This is a genomic window from Streptomyces monashensis, assembly GCF_001866665.1.
Classification (GTDB): Bacteria; Actinomycetota; Actinomycetes; order Streptomycetales; family Streptomycetaceae; genus Streptomyces; species Streptomyces monashensis.
The window spans coordinates 15,669-39,420 of record NZ_MLYO01000014.1; the positions used below are offsets into that span (position 1 = coordinate 15,669).

Annotated in this window: 24 protein-coding genes; 12 read left to right on the forward strand and 12 right to left on the reverse strand. The window is 73.4% G+C overall.

Annotation, left to right across the window (positions count from 1 at the left end):
* Positions 1-1,221, reverse strand: coding sequence for a trans-sulfuration enzyme family protein (locus BIV23_RS07340; RefSeq protein WP_071380029.1), 1,221 nt, complete (start codon positions 1,219-1,221; stop codon positions 1-3).
* Positions 1,222-1,281: 60 nt separating this feature from the next.
* Here BIV23_RS07340 and BIV23_RS07345 point away from each other — a divergent pair, with 60 nt between their 5' ends.
* From BIV23_RS07345 to BIV23_RS07370, 6 genes are all read left to right on the forward strand, one after another.
* Positions 1,282-1,767, forward strand: coding sequence for an Lrp/AsnC family transcriptional regulator (locus tag BIV23_RS07345; RefSeq protein ID WP_071377901.1), 486 nt, complete (start codon positions 1,282-1,284; stop codon positions 1,765-1,767).
* A gap of 52 nt (positions 1,768-1,819) precedes the next feature.
* Positions 1,820-3,511, forward strand: coding sequence for a DUF885 domain-containing protein (locus BIV23_RS07350; protein ID WP_071380030.1), 1,692 nt, complete (start codon positions 1,820-1,822; stop codon positions 3,509-3,511).
* Between the two features lie 214 nt (positions 3,512-3,725).
* Positions 3,726-4,400: a hypothetical protein gene (locus tag BIV23_RS07355; RefSeq protein WP_071379932.1), complete on the forward strand. Its 675-nt coding sequence runs from the start codon at positions 3,726-3,728 to the stop codon at positions 4,398-4,400.
* A gap of 86 nt (positions 4,401-4,486) precedes the next feature.
* The gene (locus BIV23_RS07360; protein ID WP_071379933.1) at positions 4,487-4,735 is read left to right on the forward strand and encodes a ferredoxin; all 249 of its coding nucleotides are present in this window, start codon (positions 4,487-4,489) and stop codon (positions 4,733-4,735) included.
* On the forward strand, positions 4,725-6,116 hold the full coding sequence (locus tag BIV23_RS07365; RefSeq protein WP_071379934.1) for an NAD(P)/FAD-dependent oxidoreductase: 1,392 nt from the start codon (positions 4,725-4,727) through the stop codon (positions 6,114-6,116). The genes BIV23_RS07360 and BIV23_RS07365 overlap by 11 nt, the downstream gene beginning before the upstream one ends.
* Before the next feature lie 34 nt (positions 6,117-6,150).
* Entirely contained in the window at positions 6,151-7,383 is a 1,233-nt protein-coding gene (locus BIV23_RS07370; RefSeq protein ID WP_071379935.1) for a cytochrome P450, read from the forward strand.
* A 25-nt stretch (positions 7,384-7,408) separates the two neighbouring features.
* Here the strand turns inward: BIV23_RS07370 and BIV23_RS07375 are convergent, their stop codons facing one another.
* The gene (locus BIV23_RS07375) at positions 7,409-7,924 is read right to left on the reverse strand and encodes an immunity 21 family protein (protein WP_071379936.1); all 516 of its coding nucleotides are present in this window, start codon (positions 7,922-7,924) and stop codon (positions 7,409-7,411) included.
* Positions 7,925-7,950: 26 nt separating this feature from the next.
* Positions 7,951-8,436, reverse strand: a complete 486-nt coding sequence (locus BIV23_RS07380; protein WP_071379937.1) for a rhodanese-like domain-containing protein — start codon at positions 8,434-8,436, stop codon at positions 7,951-7,953.
* Positions 8,437-8,530: 94 nt separating this feature from the next.
* Here BIV23_RS07380 and BIV23_RS07385 point away from each other — a divergent pair, with 94 nt between their 5' ends.
* Positions 8,531-8,977, forward strand: a complete 447-nt coding sequence (locus BIV23_RS07385) for an Lrp/AsnC family transcriptional regulator (RefSeq protein WP_071379938.1) — start codon at positions 8,531-8,533, stop codon at positions 8,975-8,977.
* A gap of 20 nt (positions 8,978-8,997) precedes the next feature.
* On the opposite strand, the gene BIV23_RS07390 is transcribed toward BIV23_RS07385, so the two are convergent.
* The 6 genes from BIV23_RS07390 to BIV23_RS07415 form a co-directional block, all read right to left on the reverse strand.
* Positions 8,998-9,792, reverse strand: a complete 795-nt coding sequence (locus BIV23_RS07390) for an SAM-dependent methyltransferase (protein ID WP_071379939.1) — start codon at positions 9,790-9,792, stop codon at positions 8,998-9,000.
* A gap of 44 nt (positions 9,793-9,836) precedes the next feature.
* A complete protein-coding gene (locus BIV23_RS07395) occupies positions 9,837-12,833 on the reverse strand; it encodes an AAA family ATPase (protein WP_071379940.1) in 2,997 nt (998 codons plus the stop codon).
* Entirely contained in the window at positions 12,830-13,993 is a 1,164-nt protein-coding gene (locus BIV23_RS07400) for an exonuclease SbcCD subunit D (RefSeq protein WP_071379941.1), read from the reverse strand. Before BIV23_RS07400 ends, BIV23_RS07395 begins: the two co-directional genes overlap by 4 nt.
* Positions 13,994-14,097: 104 nt before the next feature.
* Positions 14,098-14,724, reverse strand: coding sequence for a YigZ family protein (locus BIV23_RS07405; protein WP_071379942.1), 627 nt, complete (start codon positions 14,722-14,724; stop codon positions 14,098-14,100).
* Positions 14,725-14,819: 95 nt separating this feature from the next.
* Positions 14,820-15,368: a SixA phosphatase family protein gene (locus BIV23_RS07410; protein WP_071379943.1), complete on the reverse strand. Its 549-nt coding sequence runs from the start codon at positions 15,366-15,368 to the stop codon at positions 14,820-14,822.
* Positions 15,365-16,225: a hypothetical protein gene (locus BIV23_RS07415; RefSeq protein WP_071379944.1), complete on the reverse strand. Its 861-nt coding sequence runs from the start codon at positions 16,223-16,225 to the stop codon at positions 15,365-15,367. The genes BIV23_RS07410 and BIV23_RS07415 overlap by 4 nt, the downstream gene beginning before the upstream one ends.
* A gap of 143 nt (positions 16,226-16,368) precedes the next feature.
* Here BIV23_RS07415 and BIV23_RS07420 point away from each other — a divergent pair, with 143 nt between their 5' ends.
* From BIV23_RS07420 to BIV23_RS07430, 3 genes are all read left to right on the forward strand, one after another.
* Complete coding sequence (locus BIV23_RS07420; RefSeq protein ID WP_071379945.1) at positions 16,369-16,827, forward strand: CoA-binding protein; 459 nt, start codon at positions 16,369-16,371, stop codon at positions 16,825-16,827.
* Between the two features lie 214 nt (positions 16,828-17,041).
* Positions 17,042-18,679 carry an APC family permease gene (locus BIV23_RS07425; protein ID WP_071379946.1) on the forward strand — a complete coding sequence of 546 codons (1,638 nt, stop codon included), beginning with the start codon at positions 17,042-17,044 and terminating at the stop codon, positions 18,677-18,679.
* Between the two features lie 141 nt (positions 18,680-18,820).
* Positions 18,821-19,984 (forward strand): 4-hydroxybenzoate 3-monooxygenase, encoded by a 1,164-nt coding sequence (locus BIV23_RS07430; RefSeq protein ID WP_071379947.1) that lies wholly within the window; start codon positions 18,821-18,823, stop codon positions 19,982-19,984.
* Here the strand turns inward: BIV23_RS07430 and BIV23_RS07435 are convergent.
* Positions 19,978-20,331 carry an ArsR/SmtB family transcription factor gene (locus BIV23_RS07435; protein ID WP_079172999.1) on the reverse strand — a complete coding sequence of 118 codons (354 nt, stop codon included), beginning with the start codon at positions 20,329-20,331 and terminating at the stop codon, positions 19,978-19,980. The genes BIV23_RS07430 and BIV23_RS07435 overlap by 7 nt on opposite strands.
* 62 nt (positions 20,332-20,393) lie before the next feature.
* Between BIV23_RS07435 and BIV23_RS07440 the strand changes: the two genes are divergently transcribed.
* A complete protein-coding gene (locus tag BIV23_RS07440; protein ID WP_071379949.1) occupies positions 20,394-21,449 on the forward strand; it encodes a cation diffusion facilitator family transporter in 1,056 nt (351 codons plus the stop codon).
* 23 nt (positions 21,450-21,472) lie between these two features.
* Here BIV23_RS07440 and BIV23_RS07445 read toward each other — a convergent pair whose 3' ends face one another.
* Both BIV23_RS07445 and BIV23_RS07450 read right to left on the reverse strand, forming a co-directional pair.
* The gene (locus BIV23_RS07445) at positions 21,473-22,030 is read right to left on the reverse strand and encodes a YbaK/EbsC family protein (RefSeq protein ID WP_071379950.1); all 558 of its coding nucleotides are present in this window, start codon (positions 22,028-22,030) and stop codon (positions 21,473-21,475) included.
* 34 nt (positions 22,031-22,064) lie between these two features.
* A complete protein-coding gene (locus BIV23_RS07450; RefSeq protein WP_071379951.1) occupies positions 22,065-22,637 on the reverse strand; it encodes a helix-turn-helix domain-containing protein in 573 nt (190 codons plus the stop codon).
* A 107-nt stretch (positions 22,638-22,744) separates the two neighbouring features.
* On the opposite strand from BIV23_RS07450, the gene BIV23_RS07455 reads away from it, so the two are divergent.
* Positions 22,745-23,602, forward strand: coding sequence for an EamA family transporter (locus tag BIV23_RS07455; RefSeq protein WP_071379952.1), 858 nt, complete (start codon positions 22,745-22,747; stop codon positions 23,600-23,602).
* Positions 23,603-23,752 lie beyond the last annotated feature (150 nt).

Consider the following 23,752-nt stretch of genomic DNA (forward strand, 5'->3'; position numbering starts at 1 on the left):
TCAGCCGCGACGAAGGTGTCCGGCGGCGACCGACGCACCGGCGCCCACCGGGGTTTCCGGCGCGGCCCCGAGGGCCTGGTCCAGGTCCGCCCACAGGTCGGCCACGTCCTCCAGGCCCACCGACAGCCGCAGCAGCCGGTCGCTCACCCCCGCGCCGCGCCGGTCGTCGGCGTCGACGATGCGGTGGCTGATGGAGGCGGGGTGCTGGATGAGCGTGTCGACACTGCCCAGGCTGACCGCCGGGGTGACGAGCCGGACCCGGGAGATGACCTCGTGCGGGTCGCCGTACACCTCGAAGGCGATCATGGCGCCGCCGAGGCGCGGGTAGTGGACGCGGGCCACGCGCGCGTCGACGGTGAGCCGGCGGACCAGTTCGGCGGCGTTCGCGGAGGCGGCCCGCACGCGCACCGGGAGCGTGGACAGTCCGCGGAGCAGGAGATAGCCCGCGAGGGGATGCAGGACGCCGCCGGTGGCGAACCGTATCTGCCGCAGCCGGCCCGCGAACTCCTCGTCGCAGGCGACCACTCCGGCCAGCACGTCCCCGTGGCCGCCCAGGTACTTGGTGGCGCTGTGCAGCACCAGCCGGGCGCCCTGCTCGGCCGGGCGTTGCAGGACGGGCGTGGCGAAGGTGTTGTCGGCGAGCAGCGGCACCGAGCCGCAGGCATGGGCGACGGCCCGCAGGTCGAGTTCGGCGAGGGTCGGGTTGGCCGGGGACTCGACCAGCACCAGACCGGTGTCCGGGCGCAGCGCGTCGGTGATCCCGGCCGGGTCGGTCCAGGTGACCTCCGTACCGAGGAGCCCGGCGGTCAGCAGATGGTCGCTGCAGCCGTACAGCGGCCGTACGGCGACGACGTGCCGCAGGCCCATGGCGGACCGCGCGAGGAGGACGGCGCTGAGCGCGGCCATGCCGCTGGCGAAGGCGACCGCGGACTCGGTGCCCTCCAGGCGGGCCAGTGCGGTCTCGAAGCGGGCGACCGTCGGGTTGCCGAGCCGGCCGTAGACGGGTGGCCCGGCCGGGTCTGCGCCGTCGGCCGCGAACGCGTCGATGCGGGCGGCCTCGGCGCGGCTGTCGTACGACGGGTAGGTGGTGGACAGGTCGATCGGCGGGGCGTGCAGGCCCTGGCGGGCGAGATCGTCGCGGCCGGCGTGCACGGCCTCGGTGGCAATGGCTCTGGTCGCGGTGCGTACGCCGTCGTAGGCACCGGTGCTCGCTGTGTCCATGGCCGGAAGGGTGAACATCGAACGGTTTCCAGGGATCGGTCACCGTGCTACGTTCGGCCAATGGCCGAATCTGTCGTACTGGATCCGGTGGACCTCCATCTGCTGCGGCTCCTGCAGAACGACGCCCGGACCACCTACCGCGACCTCGCCGAGCAGGTGGGCGTGGCGCCGTCGACCTGCCTGGACCGGGTGACCCGGCTGCGCCGCTCGGGCGTGATCCTCGGGCATCGGCTGCGGCTGGATCCGGCCAAGCTGGGGCGCGGGCTCCAGGCGCTGCTGTCGGTGCAGGTGCGACCGCACCGGCGGGAGCTGGTGGGACCCTTCGTGGAGCGGATCCGGGCGCTGCCGGAGGCCCGGTCGGTGTTCCATCTGACCGGGCCGGACGACTATCTGGTGCATGTGGCCGTCGCGGACATGGCCGATCTTCAGCGGCTGGTGCTCGACGAGTTCACGGCACATCGGGAAGTGGCCCGGGTGGAGACCCGGTTGATCTTCCAGCAGTGGGAGTGCGGGCCGCTACTGCCGCCCGGCCATGCCCACAGCTGAATCCCCCGAACACGGGTGACGCGGAGATCGCCGTCGTACGAGGATGGACGGCATGTCTGAGACCAAGAGCCCGTTGCCCCGTCAGGTGGCCGACGCGTATGTGGACGACCTCATCGCCCTCGACCCGGTCACCGGTACCTATCTCGGTGTGAAGGAGAGTTCGACCCGGCTGCCCGACTACTCTCCGGCCGGCCAGGAGGCTCTCGCCCGGCTGGCGCGGGCGACCCTCGCCCGGCTCGACGAGGCGGAGCGGCAGCCCGGCGCGGACAGTGACGTGGAGCGTCGCTGCGGGCGGCTGCTGCGGGAGCGGCTGACCGCCGAACTCGCGGTCCACGAGGCGGACGAACACCTGCGCGCGGTCGGCAACATGCACACCCCCGGCCACGCGGTGCGGGACGTGTTCACGGTGACGCCGCAGCAGACGGAGGAGGACTGGGCGGCGATCGCCGAGCGGCTGCGCGCGGTGCCCGGTGCGCTCGCGGGCTACCGGGAGTCGATCCGGCTGGGCCTGGACCGCAAGCTGTTCGCGGCGCCCCGGCCGACGGCGACGTACATCGAGCAGCTGACCGAGTGGACGGACACCGACGGCTCGGGCCGCGGCTGGTTCGAGGACTTCGCCGCCGCCGGGCCGGACGCGCTGCGCGCCGAGCTGGACGAGGCCGCCCGCGCCGCGACCGCCGCCCTGGCGGAGCTGCGGGACTGGCTGCGGGACGTGTACGCCCCGGCGATCGAGGGCGCCCCGGACACCGTGGGCCGCGAGCGGTACGCCCACTGGTCCCGCTACTTCAACGGCACCGACCTGGACCTCGACGAGGCGTACGGGTACGGCTGGGCGGAGTTCCACCGGCTGCTCGGCGAGATGAGGCGGGAGGCGGAGAAGATCCTGCCCGGCGCCGGGACGCCGTGGGTGGCGCTCGCCCACCTGGACGAGCACGGCCGGCACATCGAGGGCGTCGAGGAGGTCCGGGAGTGGCTCCAGGGCCTCATGGACCAGGCCGTCGCGGACCTGGACGGCACCCACTTCGAACTCGCCGAGCGGGTGCGCCGGGTGGAGTCGCGCATCGCGCCGCCCGGCGGCGCCGCGGCGCCGTACTACACGGCCCCGTCGGAGGACTTCTCGCGCCCGGGCCGCACCTGGCTGCCGACCATGGGCCAGACCCGCTTCCCCGTCTACGACCTCGTCTCGACCTGGTACCACGAGGGCGTGCCCGGTCATCACCTCCAGCTCGCGCAGTGGGCGCACGTGGCGGAGAACCTCTCCCGCTACCAGGCCACGATCGGCGGGGTCAGCGCCAACGCGGAGGGCTGGGCGCTGTACGCGGAGCGGCTGATGGACGAGCTGGGCTATCTGAAGGGCCCGGAGGAGCGGATCGGCTATCTGGACGCGCAGATGATGCGCGCGGTCCGGGTGATCGTGGACATCGGCATGCACCTGGAGCTGGAGATTCCGGCGGACTCGCCGTTCCACCCCGGTGAGCGCTGGACGCCGGAGCTGGCGCAGGAGTTCTTCCGTGCGCACAGCAGCCGGCCGGCGGACTTCGTGGAGAGCGAGGTGACCCGGTATCTGACGATTCCGGGCCAGGCCATCGGCTACAAGCTCGGTGAGCGGGCGTGGCTGCTGGGCCGGGAGAAGGCGCGCGAGCGGCACGGCGACGCATTCGACCTGAAGGCCTGGCACATGGCGGCGCTGTCGCAGGGTTCGCTCGGTCTGGACGACCTGGTGGACGAACTCGCCCGGCTCTGACGTCCCGCTGTTCCAGGGGAGTTGAGCAGGGGCGGACCTCCTGGCCGGCGGGCGCGTCGGCGGGGGGGGCCGGGTGAGGTGCCCCGCCCGGTGCCGTCGGCTCCCGCGCCGTGGCCGGTGTCCGCCGTCCGGCCCTGCCCCGGTGGCGGGCGCGGGCGGCGGGCTGCTGGCTGGTGGCGGAAGCGATGACGCCGGCGGCGAGGAGGCGGGGTGCGTGGCGGGGAGTCATGAGGCGGGGGCGGCGGGAGCGGCGGAGGAGGCGCTGCGGACGCCGCGGGCCGCCGGGCTGGCCGGGGTCGTGTTCGCGCTGCTGCTGGCGGCGGTCATCGTGCTCGTGCGGCTGGCCATCCCGGAAGGGGAGCACGTCGTCACCGCCCGCGGGTTCACCGACCCCGGGCGGCGTGGCGCGCTGCGGACGGCCCTCGCGCTGGTGCCGTTCGCCGGGATCTTCTTCCTGTGGTTCATCGGCGCCGTACGGGCGCACGTCGGCGCGGCGGAGGACAAGTTCCTCGCGACCGTCTTCCTGGGCAGCGGGCTGGTCTTCACCGCCGCGCTGTTCGGCGCCGCCGCTGCCGCCCGTGCGGTCCTCGACGTCGCGCATCCGAGCGGTACGGCGCCGCCGCCGGCCTCCTGGGACTTCGGCCGCCACTTCGCCTATCACCTGCTGATGGAGTACGCGATGCGGATGGCGGCCGTCTTCGTGTCCTCGCTGTCGGTGCTCGGCCACCGCCGCGGCGTGCTGCCCCGCCCGCTCACACTGCTGGGCTTCCTCACCGCCGTGACGCTGCTCTTCGCCGCCTCGAACGTGCCCTGGGCGGAGCTGGTGTTCCCCGCGTGGTCGCTGGTTCTCAGCGGCTACATCCTCGTGGTGGGCGGTCGTACCCGTTGACCCGGACGGTGGTGCCGACGAGCGCGGTGCACGCGCGTCTCTCATGCTGGCGAGCGGGACATGACCACGGGAAGAGCGGAGCGTCGATGAGGCTCGTCGTCGATCTCAACAAATGCCAGGGGTACGCCCAGTGCGCGTTCCTCGCGCCGGACGTCTTCGCGATGCACGGCGAGGAGTCGTTGATCTACAACCCGCACGCGCCGGAGGAACAGCGCGAGCGGCTGGCCCGCGCGGTCGCCGCCTGCCCGGTGCAGGCGATCACGGCCGACGGGCTGGAGGACTTCACGGGTGAGCCGGGGCCCGGTCCCGGCCAGGTGGCGTCCGATGGCCGGTGACTACCTGGACCGGCTCCGGCGCGAGGGCCGGATCGTCATCGTGGGCGCCTCCCTGGCGGGCCTGCGGGCGGCGGAGACGCTGCGCGCCGAGGGCTTCACCGGCGAGCTCACCCTGATCGGCGACGAACCGCACGAGCCGTACGACCGGCCGCCGCTGTCGAAGTCCGTCCTGCTGGGCATGGCGTCCCCGCGCCGCACCGAGCTGCCGCACCGCCGGGAGATCGACGCCAAGTGGCGGCTCGGCATCGCGGCGACCGGGCTGGACCTGGCGGCGAAACGGGTCAGGCTGGCCGACGGGGACGAGGTGCCGTACGACCGGCTGCTCATCGCGACCGGGGTGCGTGCCCGGCCCTGGCTGAAGGAGGACGAGGCCCGGCTCGACGGCGTCTGTCTGCTGCGGACCCGGGACGACGCGGCCGATCTGGTCCAGCGGCTGGACGCGGGACCGCGCCGGGTGTTCGTCATCGGCGCCGGGTTCGCCGGTTCGGAGGTCGCCTCGGCGTGCCGGGAGAAGGGCATCCCGGTCACCGTGGCGGAGCGCGCCGGGGCGCCGCTGGTGGGCGCGCTCGGCGGGGTGATCGGCGCGGTCGCCGCCGACCTCCAGACCGAGAACGGCGTGGACCTGCGCACCCATGTCACGGTGACGGGGCTCGAGGGCGACTCGATCGGCCGGGTGCGGGCGGTCCATCTGTCCGACGAGAGTGTCGTCGAGGCGGACGTGGTCGTGGTCTCGCTGGGCTCGCAGCGCAACACCGAGTGGCTGACCGGGTCGGGGCTGGGTGCGGGTCCCCGGGGCATCGCGTGCGACGCGGGCTGCCGGGCCTTCGACTTCCGGGGCATCGTCACGGACGACGTCTTCGTGGCGGGCGACGTGGCGCGCTCCCCGCACGCGCTGTTCGGCTACCAGTTCCTGTCGCTGGAGCACTGGGGCAACGCCGTCGCGCAGGCGGAGACCGCCGCGCACAACATGATCTGCCACGGTGCCGACCGCCGCCCGCACCTGTGGATGCCGGCGTTCTGGTCGTCGATGTTCGGCGTGAACATCAAGTCGGTCGGTGTGCCGCCCATGGGCGACCAGCTCATGATCACGCAGGGTTCGCTGGCCGAGCGCCGGTTCGTCGGCGTGTACGGCTACCAGGGCCGCGTCATCGCCGCCGTGACCTTCGACAACGCCCGTTGGCTGGAGTTCTACGCCCGGCAGATCGAGCGGGGCGCCCCGTTCCCGGTGGAGTACCCGACGATGGACCGGCGGCCCGAGAACCGGCAGCCGGTGGCGGCCGACTTCCCCGATCCGTCCCTGCCGACCCACGGCCCCACGGTGACGCTCAGCGGCTACTCGCCGGCCGACCAGCAGCTGGTCTTCCACCCCGCCCGCCACTGACGGCCGCCCGGCCCGACGCTCCGAGGAACGAGTCATGCCGAAAGCCCCGCTGTTCCGCCAGATCACCGACTTCGCCCACCGCGCCGACCCGTACCCGCTGTACGAGGAACTGCGCCGGACACCGGTGCTGCACGAGGAGGCGGACGGCCCCTTCGTCATCAGCTCGTACTGGGACATCGAGGCGCTGCTGCACGATCCGCGGATCAGCTCCGACGCCACCAATCTGGCCGCCGCCGGGGCCGACGAGCTGAGCCACTCGGACGAGACGGGCGGGCTGCCGCCGTCGTTCATCCGGCTCGACCCGCCCGAGCACGACCGGCTCCGGCGCATCGCCAACCGGGGCTTCGGTCCGCCGCGCCGGCCGCGCCGGATCGAGGGCATGCACGGTGAGCTGGAGGAGATCGTCGCCGGTCTGCTCGACGGACTCGGTGACGCCCGGCAGATCGACCTGGTGGACCAGTTCGCCTACCCGTTCCCGGTGACGGTGATCTGCCGACTGCTGGGCGTGCCCCGCGAGGACGAGCCCAGGTTCCGCGCCTGGGTCGACCCGATCGTCGCCGGTCTGGACCCCGACTCCCGCACGAGCGCCGACTCCGCGCGTGCCGCGCAGGAGGCACGGCTGCAGCTGGGCATGTACCTGTCCGGGCTGGTCGAGCAGCGCACCAGGGAGCCGCGGGACGACCTGCTGTCCGACCTGGTCACCAGTCACGGCCCGGACGGCTCCATGACGATGATGGAGGTGCTCGCCACCGCGGTGCTGCTGCTGATCGCCGGCCATGAGACGACGGTCAACCTCATCACCAACGGCATGCTGACCCTGCTGCGCCACCCGGACGTCCTGCGGCGCCTCGCCCGGGACCCGGGGCTGTCGGTGCGGATCGTGGAGGAACTGCTGCGCTACGAGCCGCCGGTGCAGATCGTGCCGCAGCGCACCTGTATCGCCGACATCGAGGTGCGCGGGGTGATCATCCCGAAGGGCTCGCGCATCTGGCTGATGCTGGCCGCGGGCAACCGCGACCCCGAGCGGTTCAAGGACCCCGACCGGTTCGACCCGGACCGTGAGGACATCCAGCATCTCGGCTTCGGCAGCGGCGTCCACAGCTGCTTCGGCGCCCCGCTGGCGCGGCTGGAGGCCCAGATCGCCCTGGCCGCGCTGGCCCGGCGGCTGGAGAATCCCCGCCTGGTCGCGGACCCGCCGCCGTACCGGCAGAACGCGATCCTGCGGGGCCCGCGCCATCTGGAGATCGCCTTCGACGGGCTGAACTGACCACCGGGGTCCGGTGCGGGGCCGGTCAGTTGCCGAGGCGGCTGAGGCTGACCAGCCCCACCCAGGTCTCCGGGCCCGGCTGGGCGTACGCGGCACGCACCGCGTACGTGCCCGCCTCCAGCGGCACCCGGAGGTGTTCGATACGGCCGGCGGCGCGGCCCGGCCAGGCCGAGTCGAACAGCAGCACCGGGCCGGGCACCCGCCAGCGCACCTCGCTGCCCCACACCGCCGAGTCGAGGGCCGCCGGGACACCGGCGAGCAGTTCGTCCTCGGAGTGGGCGGCGGACCACCGTACGAAGGTGGCGTGCTCCGGCAGGAAGGAGGTGGAGGCGGGTTCCTCGCCGAACACGAGGGCCGCGCTGTCACCGACGGGCAGCAGGCCGACGTGCCCGTCGACCTCGCACGCCCGGTCGTAGTCCGTGGCGAGGTCCTCGTTGTCGGCGCCCGCCCAGAACGGAAGTACCGTCTCGGGCACGGCTATCAGAGGGCCGCCGGCCGACTCCACCCACTCCAGCACGCCTGGATCCGCGTATCGAGCCATGGCCCAAGAACCTACACGGGCCGCCGTCAGCAGCCGCACTCGCCTTCGACCGGCGCGGTCAGCGGGTCGGCGTCCCGGCGTGCCGGTCCCTCCCAGGTGTCGTAGGCGAAGCCCTCACGTGCCCAGTACTCGAAGCCGCCGAGCAACTCCTTCACCCGATAGCCGAGTTCGGCGAGGGCGAGGGCGGCACGGGTGGCGCCGTTGCAGCCGGGGCCCCAGCAGTACGTCACCACGGGCACGGAGAGGTCGAGGAGTTGCCCGGCCTGTTCGGGGATGAGGGAGGTGGGCAGGTGGACGGCGCCGGGGATGTGACCCTGGTCCCAGGACGCGGTCGAGCGGCAGTCCACGACGACGAACCCGGGGTCGCCGCCGGCCGCCAGCGCCGCCGCCACGTCGGAGACATCGGTGTGGAAGGCGAGGCTCGCCCGGAAGTGGGCGGCGGCCTCGGCGGGGGCGGCGGGGGCCACGCGCAGGACGGGGTTCACGGAGGCCGGTGAGGCATGGGTGGTCATGGCTGAGAATTTACGGCCGCACGCCCGGCTCCTGAAGGGGCGATCCCCGGCCCCGCCCTTGCCGCGCCGGGGATTTCCCTGCTATCCATCCGGGATGACCGTGCATTCCCCGGACGCCACCGACTGGCGCATCCTCGAGGTCCTCCAGCGCGCGGGCCGGGCCAGTTACGCCGAGCTGGCGCGCGCCGTCTCGATGTCCCCGAGCGCCGTCACCGAGCGCGTACGGCGGCTCGAGGAGGCCGGCGTGATCCAGGGATACGCGGCGGTCGTTGACCCCGAGCGGCTGGGGCTGCCGATCCTGGCGTTCGTGCGGCTGCGCTATCCGAACGGCAATTACAAGCCGTTCCACGACCTGGTCGCCGTCACGCCCGAGATCCTGGAGGCGCACCATGTGACGGGCGACGACTGCTTCGTGATCAAGGTCGCCGCCCGTTCCATGTCCCATCTGGAAGAGATCTCCGGGAAGATCGGCGCGCTGGGCTCGGTGACCACCAGTGTCGTGTACTCCTCCCCGCTCCCCCGGCGCGCGCTCGGGCACTGACCCGAACAGGGCGTGCCGGACTACGGCTTGCGCGCCACTGCGCCGAAGTTGTCGACTTCGGCCGGTACTTCGGCCCCGCTCGATGCGGGACGCCACCGGGTCGTCGAGACCAGGCCGGGCTCCAGCATCTCCAGGCCGTCGAAGAAGCGGGCGAGCTGGTCGGGGCTGCGGTTGACGCGAGGGTTGTCGCTCGCCTCGTTCCACTGCTCGACCATGGCGCGCTGCTGCTCGGGGTGGACGATCTCGGTGCTGTCACAGAACACGAGGTGGCTGCCGGACGGCAGGGCGTCGAGCAGCCGGTGCACGATGCCGTAGACGGAGTCGTCGGTGACATGCGCGGCGATGCCGAGCAGGATCAGTGCCACCGGCTGGGTGAAGTCCAGTGTCCTGGCGGCCTGTTCGAGGATGCCGTCCGGGTCCCGCAGGTCGGCGTCGATGTAGTCCGTCGCGCCCTCGGGCGTGCTGGTGAGCAGCGCCTCGGCGTGCACGAGGACGACCGGGTCGTGATCGACGTAGACGATCCGCGCCTCGGGCAGCAGGCGCTGCGCGACCTCGTGCGTGTTGTCCGCGGTGGGCAGGCCGGTGCCCACGTCCAGGAACTGGCGGATACCGGCGTCCCGGACGAGGTACTCCACGGCCCGGACGAGAAACGCCCGCTGCGCCCGGGCGGTGTCGAGGATCCCCGGGTTGGCCGCGGCGATCTGGTCACCCACCTGCCGGTCGATCTCGTAGCAGTCCTTGCCGCCCAGCCAGTAGTTCCAGATACGGGCGGAGTGCGGCGCGCTGCTGTTGACAGGCGGGCGTTCGACGGACATGTGGGCTCCCCGAGTCGGACAGTGGTCACCACACAACTTAGCCCTCACACCCCCCGCTGCCGCAGCGTCGACCCCGTTCTCCCCTTGACGACCTCCAGTTGGGCATGGATCCTCCGCCGCAGGTCGGGCACGTGGCTGACGATGCCGACGCTGCGGTCGCGTTCGCGCAGGGAGTCGAGGACGTCCAACACCTCGTCCAGGGTCTGGTCGTCGAGGCTGCCGAAGCCCTCGTCGATGAAGAGGGTGTCGAGCCGGACGCCGCCGGCCTCGTCCGTGACGACGTCCGCGAGGCCGAGGGCGAGGGCGAGCGAGGCGAAGAAGGTCTCGCCGCCGGAGAGGGTGGCGGTGTCGCGCTCGCGGCCGGTCCAGGCGTCGACCACGTGCAGCCCGAGCCCGCTGCGACCGCGGCCGGAGCGGTCGTCGGAGTGGACCAGGGTGTACCGGCCGGACGACATGCGCTGCAGGCGCGCGGTCGCGGCGGCGGCGACCTGTTCCAGGCGGGCCGCCAGGACGTACGACTCCAGGCGCATCTTGCGCTCGTTGTCGGCGGAGGTGCCGGCGGTGAGGGCGGCGAGGCGGGCGACCCGGTCGTACTCCTCGCGCAACGGGGCGAGTTGGCGTACGGCCTCGGTGGCGCGGGCGGAGAGGCGGTCCAGCTCGGTGCGGCAGTGGGCGGCCGCGTCGCGCGCGGAGGCGGCCGTGCGCAGGCGGTGCTCCGCCTCGGCCGCGGTGCGCTCGGCCGAGGTGAGGTCGGCGGGTGGCTGCTGGGCGGCGGCCGCGGTGTCGCCCTCGGCCAGCACGGCCCGCACGGCCGCCTCCTCCGACTCCCAGGCGTCCAGCCGGTGTTGCAGCTCGCGGTGGGCGGCGGGGTCGAGGAGGGCGGCGGCCGCGGCCTGCGGGGTGTCGAAGCCGGCCCGGTAGGCGGCGTCGGCGAGGCGGGCGTCGGCGTCCTTCAGGCGCTGGGCGGCGTCCTCGGCGGTGCGCGTGGCGTCGGCGGCGTCGCCGAGCAGGGCGACGCGCCGCTCCAGCTGGGCGGCGCGCGCGGCCACGCTGTCCGCGCCGCCGCGCGCCTGCGTCAACTCCGTTTCCAGCCCGTCCTGTTCGCGCTCCAGGGTTTCGCGCCGGGTGAGCCGGGACGCGGTCCGCACGGCGGCCTGCTGGCGGTCGGCGAGGCGCTGCTCGCGTTCGCGCTCGGCGCGGCGCAGCTCCTCGTGGGCGGCGTGCAGCACGGAGGCCTCGCGGCGGGCGCGGGCGTACTCCTCCGTCAACTCGCCCGCCTGCGCTTCCAGTTGCTCGGTCGGCGTGTCACCGGCCTCGGCGGTGGCGGCGGCCAGGGCCTCGCGGACGACGCCGAGGCGCCGTTCGTCCTCGGCGCGGCGCTCGTCGGCCTGCTGGAAGGCCCGGTGCGCCCGCTCATCGGCCACGCGGTCGACGTGTCCGGCGGTCTTGCGGGCCGGGGCGGGGTGTGCGGTGGCTCCGCAGACGGCGCAGGGCTCGCCGTCGGTGAGGTGGGCGGCCAGCTCGGCGGCGATGCCGCTCAGGCGCTGTTCCTTGACGTCGAGCCAGTGGGCGCGGGCGTCGAGGGCCTGCTGCCCGGAGGCGCGCGCCCGGTGCTGCGCGGCCTCCAGATCGGCGGCCAGCGCGTCCCGGGTGCGGGCCGCGGTGAGCCGCTTGGCCATCGGTTCCCGCTGAACGGCGAGCTGTTCGGCGCGGGTGGCGGCCTCCTGGGCGAAGTCCACGCGGGCCTGGAGCGCGGAGCGCTTCGCGTCCCAGCCGTCGAGCCAGGTCTCGGCCTCGCGCAGCACCTCCTCGTCGGCGCGCTCCTGCCGGTCGAGTCCGCGCCGCTCCTCGGCCAGCTGGACGAGCCGCTGCTCGGCGCGCCGGGCCGCGTCCAGGCCGCCCAGCTCCTCGGCGGCCCGGCGGGCGGCGGCGGCCAGTCCGCTCGCCTCGGCGTCGGCGTACGCCTCGGGGAGCGCCCCGCGCGCGTGTCCCTCGGCCGCCGCGGCCCTGCGGTGCTCCTGCTCGGCGGCCTCGCGCAGCTCCAGCGCGGGCGCGACCATGTCCGCCCTGCGGGCCCGCTCCATGCGCTCCTGGGCCTCACGGTACGCGCCGGAGTGCTGCTGGAGCCGCTCGGCCCGCTGCCGGGCCTCGGCGAACCTGCCCTGGAGCCGGGCGAGTTCGCGCACGTCGTCCAGGGCGCGGCGGGCGTCGGTGTGCGCGGCCTCGGCGGCGCCGAGGCCGAGGTGGGCGATGGTGAGGCGCTCGCGGGCGGCGGCGCGGGCCACGGCGGCGGCAGCGAGCACCTCCTCCGTCAGGCCCGGCTCGCCCGGCGCCAGGTCCGGCAGCTCCATGGCGTCCCCGGCCTGCTGCTGCATGCGGTGGGCGCAGGCGAGCAGTGCGGCGTCGCCCTCGCGCACGCGTGCCTCGGTGTCGCGGCGGCGGTCGGCGAGGCGCTTCTCGACGTCGGCGAAGCGCTGGGTGTCGAAGAGCCGGCCGAGCAGCCGGCCGCGGGCCTCGGCGTCGGCACGCAGGAAGCGGGCGAAGTCGCCCTGGGGCAGCAGTACGACCTGGCAGAACTGCTCACGGCTCATACCGAGCAGCTGGGTGATCTCCTCGCCGATCTCCTGGTGGGAGCGGCTGCGGTCGCGCCAGGCCCCGGCCGTGCTGTCGTACTCGCGCAGCCAGGTCTGGGCCTTGTCGACCGTGGTGCCGCTGCCGCGCAGTTTGCGGCGCTGCCAGGGCGGCTGCCGGGTGATCTCCAGCCGGCGGCCGGCGACGGTGAGGTCGAGGCGGACCTCGGTGCGGGTGCCGGGCTCGGCGTGATCGCTGCGCAGGGTCATGCCCTGGCCGTTGCCGTTCTGCCGGGCGCCGGGGACCGAGCCGTACAGCGCGTAGCAGACGGCGTCCAGGACGGAGGTCTTGCCCGCGCCGGTGGGGCCGTGCAGCAGGAAGAGTCCGGCGGCGGACAGGGCGTCGAAGTCGACGCCGAGGGTGCCGCCGAAGGGCCCGAAGGCGGTGATGTCGAGCCGGTGCAGCCTCACCGGGCCACCTCCCGCACGGCGTCGTCGGCCCGCACGGCGTCGAACGCCTCGCGCAGCACGCCCAGTTCACGGTCGTCCGGCCCGGCGCCGCGCACATGGGCGACGAAGTCCTCGGCGACCTGCTGGTCGCTGCGGCCCGCGAGCCGCCGGGCGTACGACGCCTCGGGGTCGTCCGGGGCCCGCTCGGGGGCGAAGACGAGGCTGAGGGCGTGCGGGAAGCGCTCGGTGAGCCGGGCCATGGGATCGGCCGGGCGGACCGGGTCGGTGAGGGTGGCCTCGACCCAGGAGTCCTCGTACCGGCTCAGCTCCGGGTCGGCCAGCAGGTTCTCCAGCGTGCCCCTGACGCGGGCCAGCGGGCGCGGCACCGGGCAGTCGAGGCGCTCGGCGGTGACGGAGCCGTCGGCGCCGAGGTCGATCAGCCACATGCTCTTGCGGTGGTCGGCCTCGGAGAAGGAGTAGGCGAGCGGGGAGCCGGAGTAGCGCACGCGCGCGGTGAGGGTCTGGCAGCCGTGCAGATGCCCGAGGGCGACGTAGTCGACGCCGTCGAAGACACCCGCCGGGACGGCGGCCACCCCGCCGACGGTGATGTCCCGCTCGCTGTCGCTGGCCCGGCCGCCGGTGACGAAGGCATGGGCGAGGACGACGGAGCGGGTGCCCCGCGCGCGTGTGGCGAGGTCGGCACGGACGCGGTCCATGGCCGCGCCGAGCACGGCCTCGTGTCCGGCCCGCTCCACCGCGAACTCGTCCTTCACCAGGGCCGGTTCGAGATACGGCAGCCCGTAGAAGGCGACGTCCCCGTGGGCGTCCGCGAGCAGCACCGGGGTGCCGGCGGCGGCCGGGTCGGTGCGCAGATGGATGCCCGCGCGGTCGATGAGCCCGGCGCCGACGCCGAGGCGGCGGGCCGAGTCGTGGTTGCCGGAGATCATCACCGTCGGCACGCCGAGGCCGGCGAGGCGGTGCAGCGCGTCGTCGAAGAGCTCGACCGCGGCGAGCGGGGGCACCGCGCGGTCGTACACGTCACCGGACACGACCACCGCGTCCACGGCGCGCTCGCGCACGGTGGTGACGAGGTGACCGATGAACTCGGCCTGGGCCCCGAGCATGTTCACCCGGTGGAAGGCCCGGCCGAGATGCCAGTCGGACGTGTGCAGGAGTCTCATGATCCCCGAGATTAACGGCCGGGTCTGACATCACGGGCGGTTACTCCCGTATCGACCGGCAGGGTGGAGAGGTTCGTACGGTTACGTCCGATCAGTCCGAGATGTCACGCATCTCCGTAGGCCTCCCCGCCCAGTTCGAACCCCGCCGAGCCGGCCGTCGCGTCGGCGAGCCACGCCCGGAAGGCGTCCACGTCGGCGTCCGGCAGCCCGATCTCGATGGTGACGGCCTCGCCGTACCGGACGTCCCGCACCTCGCGCCCCGTGGCGCGCAGGTCGTTCTGAACCTTGCCCGCGCGCTGGTGGTCCACGGTGACGGTGGCCAGCCGGAAGCGGCGCCGGGTGAGGGTGCCGAGCGCGTCGAGGGTCTCGCCGACGGCGCCGCCGTAGGCGCGGATCAGTCCGCCGGCGCCGAGCTTGACGCCGCCGTAGTAGCGGGTGACGACCGCGACGACGTAGCGCATCTCACGGCGCAGGAGCATCTGGAGCATGGGGACGCCGGCGGTGCCGCCCGGTTCGCCGTCGTCGCTGGCCTTCTGCACACAGGCGTCGGCGCCGATCACGTACGCCCAGCAGTTGTGCGTGGCGTCGGCGTGCTCCTTGCGGACGGCGGCGACGAAGTCCTGCGCCTCCTGCTCGGTGGCGGCCGGGGCGAGGGCGCACAGGAAGCGGGAGTGGTTGATCTCGGTCTCGTGCACGCCCGCGTGGGCGACTGTGCGGTACTCGTCCTGCATCCCGCCAGCCTAAGCGGTGGCGGACGGTGCCGGTCCGGGCGGAGGCCGCGCCCACGCGCGCGTGGCGGCGGATCCGCCTTCTCGCCGCTGCCCGGCTACTGCTTCCTGCTGCCGCGCGGCACGGTGACCCAGGTCAGCAGGGCGACACCGGGGGCGAGGGCGGACCAGCCGGTGCCGTGCCAGGTGAGGACGGCGATCGCGGACGTCGGGAACTTGGTCCGCACCCGTTCCAGCGTGTCGTCGAGGCCGTCCCCGGCCAGCTCCAGGACCAGTTCCTCCAGCCCGGGGTTGTGCCCGACCAGCAGCAGGGTCTCCACCTGGGACGGCACCTCGCGGACCACCTCCATCAGGTCGGCCACGTCGGCCGCGTACAGCCGCCGGTCGTAGCGCACCGGCGGCGGGGTGCCCCACTCGCCGGAGGCCAGTTCCCAGGTACGGCGGGCGCGTGCGGCCGTGGAGCACAGGGCGAGGTCGGGCAGGCAGTCGGCCTCGGCGAGGGTGCGTCCGGCGGCCGGGGCGTCCTTGAGGCCGCGCGGCGCGAGGGGCCTGCGGTGGTCATCGACGCCCTCGGGCCAGGCGGACTTGGCGTGCCGCAGCACCACCAGCCGGCGCAGCGGACCCGAGGCGCCCGCCCGTGCGCTCACCCGAGGCTCCCGAGTTCGCGGGCGAGGTCGAGGGCCAGCAGCCGGTCCACGTAGGCGAACGTCTCGAACCGGGCGCCGTCGGGCAGCTCCGGGTCGCGCGCCACGTCCCGCAGCACGTCCAGGACGCCGGGCAGGTCGAGATCGTCCTCCCACGCGGAGCGCAACCGCACCCGCACCGGCTCCGGCACCGGCCTGGACGGCCGCCGGGCCCACCCGGCGACGGCCCGCCGCCACTGCGCCAGCCGCCCGGCCGCCGCGTCCAGTACCGCGGCGTCCAGCCGAACCGGCTCGCCCCGAGGGACGGAGAGCAGGGCGAGCCGCACCGCCTCGGGGTCTTCGAGGAGCGCCGGGAGCGCGGGGTGGGAGCGGGAGGCGGATGTGCGGCCGGGGGCGGGTGCGGACGCGGGTCCCGCGTCGCGGCCGGCCGTCTGCGCCCCCTGTCCCTCCCCGTGCCACTGCCCCTGACCCTGCTGCTGCCCCTGGCCGTCCGTCTGCCAGTGCACGGGTGCCACCCGCATCACCGGGCCTTCGCCGACGGTGGCCGTGGGGTCGGCCGTCACGTGGATCGCCTGGGACTCGCCCAGTCCCGAGGCCAGGTCGCGGCCGTCCTCGAAGGGCCGGATGGCGAGGGCGGTGGCGGCTGCCCGCAGTTCGGCGTGCTGGTGGGGGGACGTGAGGATCGTCCAGACCGGGGTGCCGCCCAGTTCCAGGGCGCGGACCAGGAGGTCGGCGGTGAGGAGCACCCGTAGGGCGGTCGGGTCCAGCCCGGAGGCGTAGGCCTCGATGCGGGTCAGGCCGCGGCGGGCGGGCGCGGCGGGGACGGGCTCACCGGTTCGGTCGTCGAAGATGCGCAGCACAGCGCGAGCGTAGGCGGGCAGAGCCTCCTACGCAGGCATCTTGCTCCGATTCCGGACATGGCGGCGGGTACCGGGGCGGGAATCCGTACCCTGCGCTCCGCTGTTGCCCAGGCGAACTGTTCCCGCGAACGGAGGAGGCGGCCATGGCGGTCGTGCACGGCGACGACAGCTACGACGGTGTCGACCACGGCGACGATGACGGCGACGAAGCGGTGATCCGCAGGATCCTGACCGGGCTGGGCGACACCTGGGCCGTGGTCGGCCTGTCGAACAACCGGAACCGGGCCGCCTACGGGGTGGCACAGGTGCTCCAGCGGTTCGGCAAGCGCGTCGTGCCGGTGCACCCGAAGGCGGAGACGGTGCACGGCGAGCGGGGCTACGCTTCCCTCGTGGACATCCCCTTCGACGTGGACGTGGTCGACGTCTTCGTCAACAGCGACCTGGCCGGGGCGGTGGCCGACGAGGCCGTGGCGAAGGGAGCGCGCGGGGTGTGGTTCCAGCTCGGGGTCGTGGACGAGGCCGCCTGCAGCCGGACCCGGGCGGCCGGGCTGGACATGGTCATGGACCGCTGCCCGGCCATCGAAATTCCCCGCCTCGGCTAGAGAATCTCTCCTTCTACCTACAATTCGTCGCTGAATATTGACATTCGCACGAGGCATCTGACCTGTGACAAGGCAGTGACCGAGCGTGGGCCCAAGACACCTAAGATCCCGGGTCAAAATTTGGTTAACGCTCTTTTGACAACATGGAACGCGCCCCTAGCCTGTGGCCTCCTCGCCCGTTAACGCTGCGTTTAGATCTGAGAGGCCACTACACATGGCGAATGTCGACCAGGCTGCACCGGTAGCCACAAGCGACACCGGTGGTCTGCGCCGAGACGTCGGACTGATCGGTCTGATGTGGGCCTCGGTGGGTTCCATCATCGGGTCGGGCTGGCTCTTCGGCGCCGAAAAGGCCGTCGTCGCGGCAGGTCCCGCTGCGATCATCTCGTGGGTGATCGGCGCGGTGGCCATCGTGCTGCTCGCCCTCGTGCACGCCGAGCTCGGCGGCATGTTCCCGGTGGCGGGCGGTACCGCGCGCTACCCGCACTACGCCTTCGGCGGCCTGGCCGGCATGTCCTTCGGCTGGTTCTCCTGGCTCCAGGCGGCTACGGTGGCCCCGATCGAGGTCGAGGCCATGATCGGCTATGCCAAGCACTGGCACTTCGCCGACGGCCTGCAGAACGCGAACGGCACGCTCACGACCAGTGGCATCGTCGTCGCCGTCCTGCTCATGGCGGTCTTCGTCGCGGTCAACTTCCTCGGCGTCCGCATCCTGGCCCACACCAACAGCGCCGCCACCTGGTGGAAGATAGCGGTCCCGCTCGCGGCGATCTTCATCATCGCGATCGGCAACTTCCACCCGTCCAACTTCACCTCCCAGGGCTTCGCGCCGTTCGGCGCGAAGGGCGTCCTCACCGCGATCAGCTCCAGCGGCATCATCTTCGCGCTGCTCGGCTTCGAGCAGGCGATCCAGCTGGCGGGCGAGAGCCGCAACCCGAAGCGTGACCTGCCGCGCGCGACGCTCGGCTCGGTGGCGATCGGCTCCGTGATCTACCTGCTGCTCCAGATCGTGTTCATCGCCGCCCTGCCGCACGCCTCCTTCGCGAAGGGCTGGGCGAACCTGGCCTACGCCGGCATCAGCGGCCCCTGGGCGGGTCTCGCCTCCGTGGTCGGCCTGGGCTGGCTGGCCTGGGTGCTGTACGCCGACGCGATCGTCTCCCCCGGCGGCACCGGCCTGATCTACACCACCGCCACCTCCCGTATCTCCTACGGCCTGGCCAAGAACGGCTACGCGCCGAAGCTCTTCGCCAGGACCGACTCGCGCGGTGTGCCGTGGTTCGGCCTGGCGATGTCGTTCGTGACCGGTGTGATCTGCTTCCTGCCGTTCCCGAGCTGGCAGACCCTGGTCGGCTTCATCACCTCGGCGAGCGTGCTGATGTACGCGGGCGCGCCGCTGGCCTACGGCGTCTTCAAGGACCGCCTGCCGAACCACGACCGTCCGTACAAGCTGCCCTTCGGCAACATCATCTCGCCGCTGTCCTTCGTGGTCGCCAACCTGATCATCTTCTGGTCCGGCTGGGACACCCTGTGGCGACTGGGCTTCGCGATCCTGATCGGCTACGTGCTGCTCGGCTCGTACGCCGCCTACGCGATCCGCAAGGGCCTGCCCGACGCTCCCCGGCTGGACTTCAAGGCCGCGCAGTGGCTGCCGCCCTACCTGCTGGGCATCGGCGTGATCTCCTACCTGAGCACCTTCGGCGGTACCGGTGACCTGCCGCTGTGGTGGGACATGCTGGTCGTCGCGGCGTTCTCGCTCGTCATCTACTACTGGGCCAAGGCCACGGCCTCCGCGCCCGAGGCGATCGAGCGCAGCATCGAGGAGGTCGTCGTCACCGACGCCCCCGCGCACTGAGCCGTACCTCCTCCCGGTGTCCCGTCAGCCGATTCCCGGCTGACGGGACACCGTCATAATGCGGGAGTGATCTCCCCCTCCCCCTCCCCTCACCCCGATCCCGCCCACCCCACGCGCCGGGCAGCCCGAACGGTCGTCGTCGTGGGCGCCGGTCCCGCCGGGCTCACCGTCGCCAACATCCTGCGGGCCGCCTCGGTCGACTGTGTCGTGCTGGAGACCGAGAGCAGGCAGTTCATCGAGACCCGGGCCCGGGCCGGTGTCATCGAGGAATGGGCGGTGCGCGAACTCGGCCGCCGCGGCCTCGCCGGGCACCTGCCCCAGCGGGCCGAGCTGCACAGCGCCTGCGAGTTCCGCTTCGCCGGCGAGCGGTACCGATTCCCGTACACCGAACTGACGAACCATCACCATTACGTCTACCCCCAGCCGTTGCTGGTGACGGACCTGGTGCGCGAGTACGCCGACGCGCGCGGCGGCGACATCCGCTTCGGCGTGCGCGACGTCATGCTGCACGACCTGGACACGGACCGGCCGGCGGTGTCGTACCGCTGTCCGGAGACGGGTGAACGGCGGCTGCTGCGCTGCGACTTCGTCGCGGGGTGCGACGGGGCGCGCGGGGTGACGCGCGACGCGATTCCCGAGCGGCACCGGCGGATCGCCCGGCAGGACGACGGCATCGGCTGGCTGGCGCTGCTCGCCGAGGTCCCGCCGTCGACGGACTGCGTCCTGTTCGGTGTCCATCCGCGCGGCTTCGCCGGGCAGATGCCCCGCAGCCCCGAGGTGACCCGGTTCTACCTGCAGTGCCCGCCGGGCGACGATCCGGAGAACTGGCCGCACGAGCGGGTCTGGACCGAGCTGCACGAGCGGCTGGCCGCGACCGGGGCGCCCCCGCTCACCGAGGGCCGGATCGTCGAGAAGCGGGTGCTGGACATGCACCACTACGTCGTCGAACCCCTCACCCACGGGCGGCTGTTCCTGGCCGGCGACGCCGGTCACCTCGTCGCGCCGATCGCCGCGAAGGGTATGAACCTCGCCCTGCACGACGCCTTCCTGCTCGGTGACGCGCTCGCCTCGTACGTCACGCGGGGCGACGGCGCCGGCCTGGACGGCTACTCGGCCGCCGCGCTGCGCCGGGTGTGGGACTACCAGGAGTTCTCACAGTGGCTGTCGGACATCTACCACGGTGTCGCGTCCGGTGATCCGTTCCGCGCCGGCACCACGCTCGCCCGGCTGCGCCGGCTGTTCTCCTCGCCCGCGGCGGCGTCCGCCTTCGCCGAGCAGTACCTCGGCACGGCCGCGACCTACTGAGCCCGTTCGGCGAGGTGGTGGTCGGCGGTCTTCAGCGCCTCGTCCACCAGCCGCCGCAGATGCCCGTGCGCGAGTGAGTAGACCACCCGGCGGCCCTCCTTGCGGGTCCGCACCAGACCCGCGAGCCGCAGCCGGGCCAGATGCTGGCTGACGGCGGGACGGGCCGCTCCGCATGCCCCGGTGAGCGTCGTGACGTCGGCCTCGCCCGCCGCCAGCGCGTGCAGCAGGGTGAGGCGGGTGCGGTCGCCGAGCAGGGAGAGCAGCTCGGCGGCGAGCGTGAACTGCTCCTCGCCCAGGGTGCGCGGATGCGTATGGTGCGCAGGTGATAGGTGCATGCGTGCGCTCATACGCACATAATGGTCCCGTGGACCGCCGCGCGTCCACTCCCGCACACCGGAAGGGGACCCACGTGAGCGACCGGCACCCTCACCAGCACGGGCATGCGCACGGGCACGGGCATGAGCACGGCCACCGCGCCGCCGGTCTCCGGCACCGCCTCGCGCATCTGCTGACCCCGCACTCCCACGAGAGCGCCGACAAGCTGGACCCCGCCCTGGAGTCCTCGGCGCGCGGGATGCGGGCGCTGTGGGTGTCGCTGGCCGCGCTCGGGGCGACGGCGCTGACCCAGGCGGCCGTGGTGGCCGTGTCCGGTTCGGTGGCGCTGCTCGGGGACGCCGTGCACAACGCCGCCGACGCCCTGACCGCCGTCCCGCTCGGCATCGCCTTCGTCCTGGGGCGGCGGGCGGCGACGCGCCGGTTCACCTACGGCTACGGCCGGGCCGAGGATCTGGCGGGGCTGGTGATCGTGCTGACGATCGCCGCGTCGGCGGCCTTCGCCGCGTGGGCGGCCGTCGGCCGGCTGCTCGACCCGCGCCCGGTCAGCCATCTCCCGGCCGTCGCGGCGGCCGCCCTGGTCGGCTTCGCCGGCAACGAGTGGGTGGCCCGGTACCGGATCCGGGTCGGCCGCGAGATCGGTTCGGCGGCGCTCGTCGCGGACGGGCTGCACGCACGCACCGACGGGTTCACCTCGCTGGCCGTGCTCGTGGGCGCGGGCGGCTCCGCGCTCGGCCTGCAACTGGCCGACCCGGTCGTGGGGTTGGCGATCACGGCCGCGATCGCGCTGGTGCTGCGGGACGCGGCGCGGGAGGTGTTCCGGCGGATCATGGACGCCGTCGACCCGGCGCTGGTGGACCGCGCCGAGCGGGCGGTGCGGGCGGTGCCCGGGGTGCGCGAGGTGGGCGAGCTGCGGCTGCGCTGGATCGGGCACCGGCTGCGCGCCGAGCTCGCGGTGGTCGTGGACGGCGAGGCGACGGTGCGGCAGGCGCACGCGATCGCCGTCGAGGCCGAACACGCCCTGCTGCACGCCGTACCGAGGCTGACGGCCGCCCTGGTGCACGCCGATCCGGCGCCGGCGCCGGGCGAACGCGACCCGCACCTGGCGCTGGCCCACCACCTGACCGCCTGACGGCGGGCTCCGGCAGCCCGGCCTCAGGCGGCCCCGAGTCCCTCCAGCACCATGGCGCCGGGCAGTTCGGCGAGGGCCTTGCCGGGTACCAGCAGCTTGCCGCGTCGGCGTCCGCTGCCGACGAGGACGTACGGCAGGTCGGCCACGGCCGAGTCCACGAGCACCGGCCAGCCGGCGGGCAGGCCGACCGGGGTGATGCCGCCGTACTCCATGCCGGTCTCGCCGGTCGCCGTGTCCATCGAGGCGAACGAGGCCTTGCGGGCGCCGAGATGGCGGCGCACGACGCCGTTGACGTCGACCCGGGTGGTGGACAGCACGAGGCACGCGGCGAGGGAGGTCTCACCGCCGCGCCTGCCCGCGACGACCACACAGTTCGCCGACTGCTCCAGCAGGTCGCGGCCGTAGTGCTCCACGAAGACGGCGGTGTCGGCCCAGCGCGGGTCGGTCTCGACGTAGAGGATCCGGTCGGCGGGGACCGCGCCCCGCCAGTGCCGGACGGCGTCGGCGACGGGTGCGACCAGGTCGTCCAGGCAGTCCGGGGCCGGGGTGGCGGTGTCGAAGTCCCCGATGGGTGCGCGCATGGCCGCACGCTAACAGTCCGCGCCGCGGGGCCGTTCAGCGCACGGGCGGCACGGAGACGGCCATGACCATCTCCATCGGTACGTCGCCCTCGTTGCCGTACGTGTGCTGGGTGCTCGCCTCGAACGTGGCGCTCGCGCCGGCCGGCACCAGGTGGGCCACGCCGTCGACGGTGAGGGTCAGTTCGCCGGCGGTGACGTGGACGAGTTCCACGGTGCCGGCCGGATGCGGCTCGGAGGGGCTGGACTCGCCCGGCATCAGCCGCCAGTCCCACATCTCGACCGGGCCGGGCGCCTCCGTGCCCGCCAGCAGGCGGTTGTAGCTGCCGGCGTCGGTGTGCCACAGGCGTACGGCCTGGCCGGGGGCGACGATGCGGACCTTGGGGCCCTGTTCGTAGTCGAGCAGGGTGGTGATGCTGATGCCGAGCGCGTCGCCGATCTTGACAACGGTGCCGAGGCTGGGGTTCGTCCGGGCCTGCTCGATCTGGATCAGCATGCCGCGGCTGACTCCCGCACGGGCGGAGAGCACGTCCAGGGTGAAGCCGCGCACCGTACGCCAGTGCTTGACGTTGCGTGCCAGGGACTGGGTCAGCAGGTCGAGGTCCGACACATCACGTCCATCGAGAGGAGTTCACTATATGGGATGACGTAGTTCATTGTGTTGAACTACGGTGGGGTGCACCTGATTGTTCAGCAAACTGTACTGCGAGGCCGCCCGTGACAGCATTCTTCGCCCTCACCACCAGTCTCCTGTGGGGACTGGCCGACTTCGGCGGCGGACTGCTGACCCGGCGTACGCCGGCGCTCACGGTCGTCGTGGTCTCCCAGTCCATCGCGGCGGCCGTACTGGGCGCGATCGTCGTCGCGACCGGCGGCTGGGGGGAGGCCGGGCCCCGGCTGTGGTTCGCGTTCGCGGCGGGGCTGGTCGGCCCGGTCGCCCTGCTCGCCTTCTACCAGGCCCTGGCGCTCGGCCCCATGGGGGTCGTCTCGCCGCTCGCCACCCTCAGCGTGGCCGTCCCGGTCGGTGTCGGCCTCGTCCTCGGTGAGCGCCCGGGGCTGCTCCAGGTCGCGGGCATCGCGGTCGCCGTCACCGGCGTCGTCCTCGCGGGCGGCCCCCAGCTGCGCGGCGCGCCGGTCCAGCGGCGGGCGATCCTGCTCACGCTGGTCGCGGCGCTCGGCTTCGGCACGGTGTTCGCGCTGATCAGCGAGGCCTCGACCGATGTGACCGGGCTCTTCCTCGCCCTCTTCGTGCAGCGGCTGACCAATGTCGCGGTCGGCGGGACCGCGCTCGCGGTCTCCGTCCGCCGGGGCGGCCGTGGCCTGCCGGACGGCGGCTTCCCGTGGTCCTCGCTGCCCGCGCTCGCCTTCGTCGGGCTCGCGGACGTGGCGGCCAACGGCACCTACGCACTCGCCGCGCGACACGGCCCGGTCACCGTCGCGGCGGTACTGGCCTCGCTGTACCCGGTGGTGACCACACTGGCCGCACGCGGCTTCCTCAGCGAACGGCTCCGCGCGATCCAGACAGCGGGCGCGGCACTCGCCCTGCTCGGCACGCTCCTGCTGGCAACCGGCTGACCAGCCCGCCCCGATCCCGGCCTCCGCGCCATCCTCGCTCCCGACATGGGAACAGCCCCGGCCCCGGGCCCCGACGCGGCCCCGGCCCAGCTCGACCCCGGCTGCGACCCGGCCTGCGATCCCGACTCAACACTCGACCCCGACACGGCT

What these genes read in the sequence shown, in the direction of transcription:
- BIV23_RS07340 (WP_071380029.1), bottom strand. Translation starts at nt 1,221, where the DNA reads ATGGACACAGCGAGCACCGGTGCCTACGACGGCGTACGCACCGCGACC.
- BIV23_RS07345 (WP_071377901.1), top strand. Translation starts at nt 1,282, where the DNA reads ATGGCCGAATCTGTCGTACTGGATCCGGTGGACCTCCATCTGCTGCGG.
- BIV23_RS07350 (WP_071380030.1), top strand. Translation starts at nt 1,820, where the DNA reads ATGTCTGAGACCAAGAGCCCGTTGCCCCGTCAGGTGGCCGACGCGTAT.
- BIV23_RS07360 (WP_071379933.1), top strand. Translation starts at nt 4,487, where the DNA reads ATGAGGCTCGTCGTCGATCTCAACAAATGCCAGGGGTACGCCCAGTGC.
- BIV23_RS07365 (WP_071379934.1), top strand. Translation starts at nt 4,725, where the DNA reads ATGGCCGGTGACTACCTGGACCGGCTCCGGCGCGAGGGCCGGATCGTC.
- BIV23_RS07370 (WP_071379935.1), top strand. Translation starts at nt 6,151, where the DNA reads ATGCCGAAAGCCCCGCTGTTCCGCCAGATCACCGACTTCGCCCACCGC.
- BIV23_RS07375 (WP_071379936.1), bottom strand. Translation starts at nt 7,924, where the DNA reads ATGGCTCGATACGCGGATCCAGGCGTGCTGGAGTGGGTGGAGTCGGCC.
- BIV23_RS07380 (WP_071379937.1), bottom strand. Translation starts at nt 8,436, where the DNA reads ATGACCACCCATGCCTCACCGGCCTCCGTGAACCCCGTCCTGCGCGTG.
- BIV23_RS07385 (WP_071379938.1), top strand. Translation starts at nt 8,531, where the DNA reads ATGACCGTGCATTCCCCGGACGCCACCGACTGGCGCATCCTCGAGGTC.
- BIV23_RS07390 (WP_071379939.1), bottom strand. Translation starts at nt 9,792, where the DNA reads ATGTCCGTCGAACGCCCGCCTGTCAACAGCAGCGCGCCGCACTCCGCC.
- BIV23_RS07400 (WP_071379941.1), bottom strand. Translation starts at nt 13,993, where the DNA reads ATGAGACTCCTGCACACGTCCGACTGGCATCTCGGCCGGGCCTTCCAC.
- BIV23_RS07405 (WP_071379942.1), bottom strand. Translation starts at nt 14,724, where the DNA reads ATGCAGGACGAGTACCGCACAGTCGCCCACGCGGGCGTGCACGAGACC.
- BIV23_RS07420 (WP_071379945.1), top strand. Translation starts at nt 16,369, where the DNA reads ATGGCGGTCGTGCACGGCGACGACAGCTACGACGGTGTCGACCACGGC.
- BIV23_RS07425 (WP_071379946.1), top strand. Translation starts at nt 17,042, where the DNA reads ATGGCGAATGTCGACCAGGCTGCACCGGTAGCCACAAGCGACACCGGT.
- BIV23_RS07435 (WP_079172999.1), bottom strand. Translation starts at nt 20,331, where the DNA reads ATGAGCGCACGCATGCACCTATCACCTGCGCACCATACGCATCCGCGC.
- BIV23_RS07445 (WP_071379950.1), bottom strand. Translation starts at nt 22,030, where the DNA reads ATGCGCGCACCCATCGGGGACTTCGACACCGCCACCCCGGCCCCGGAC.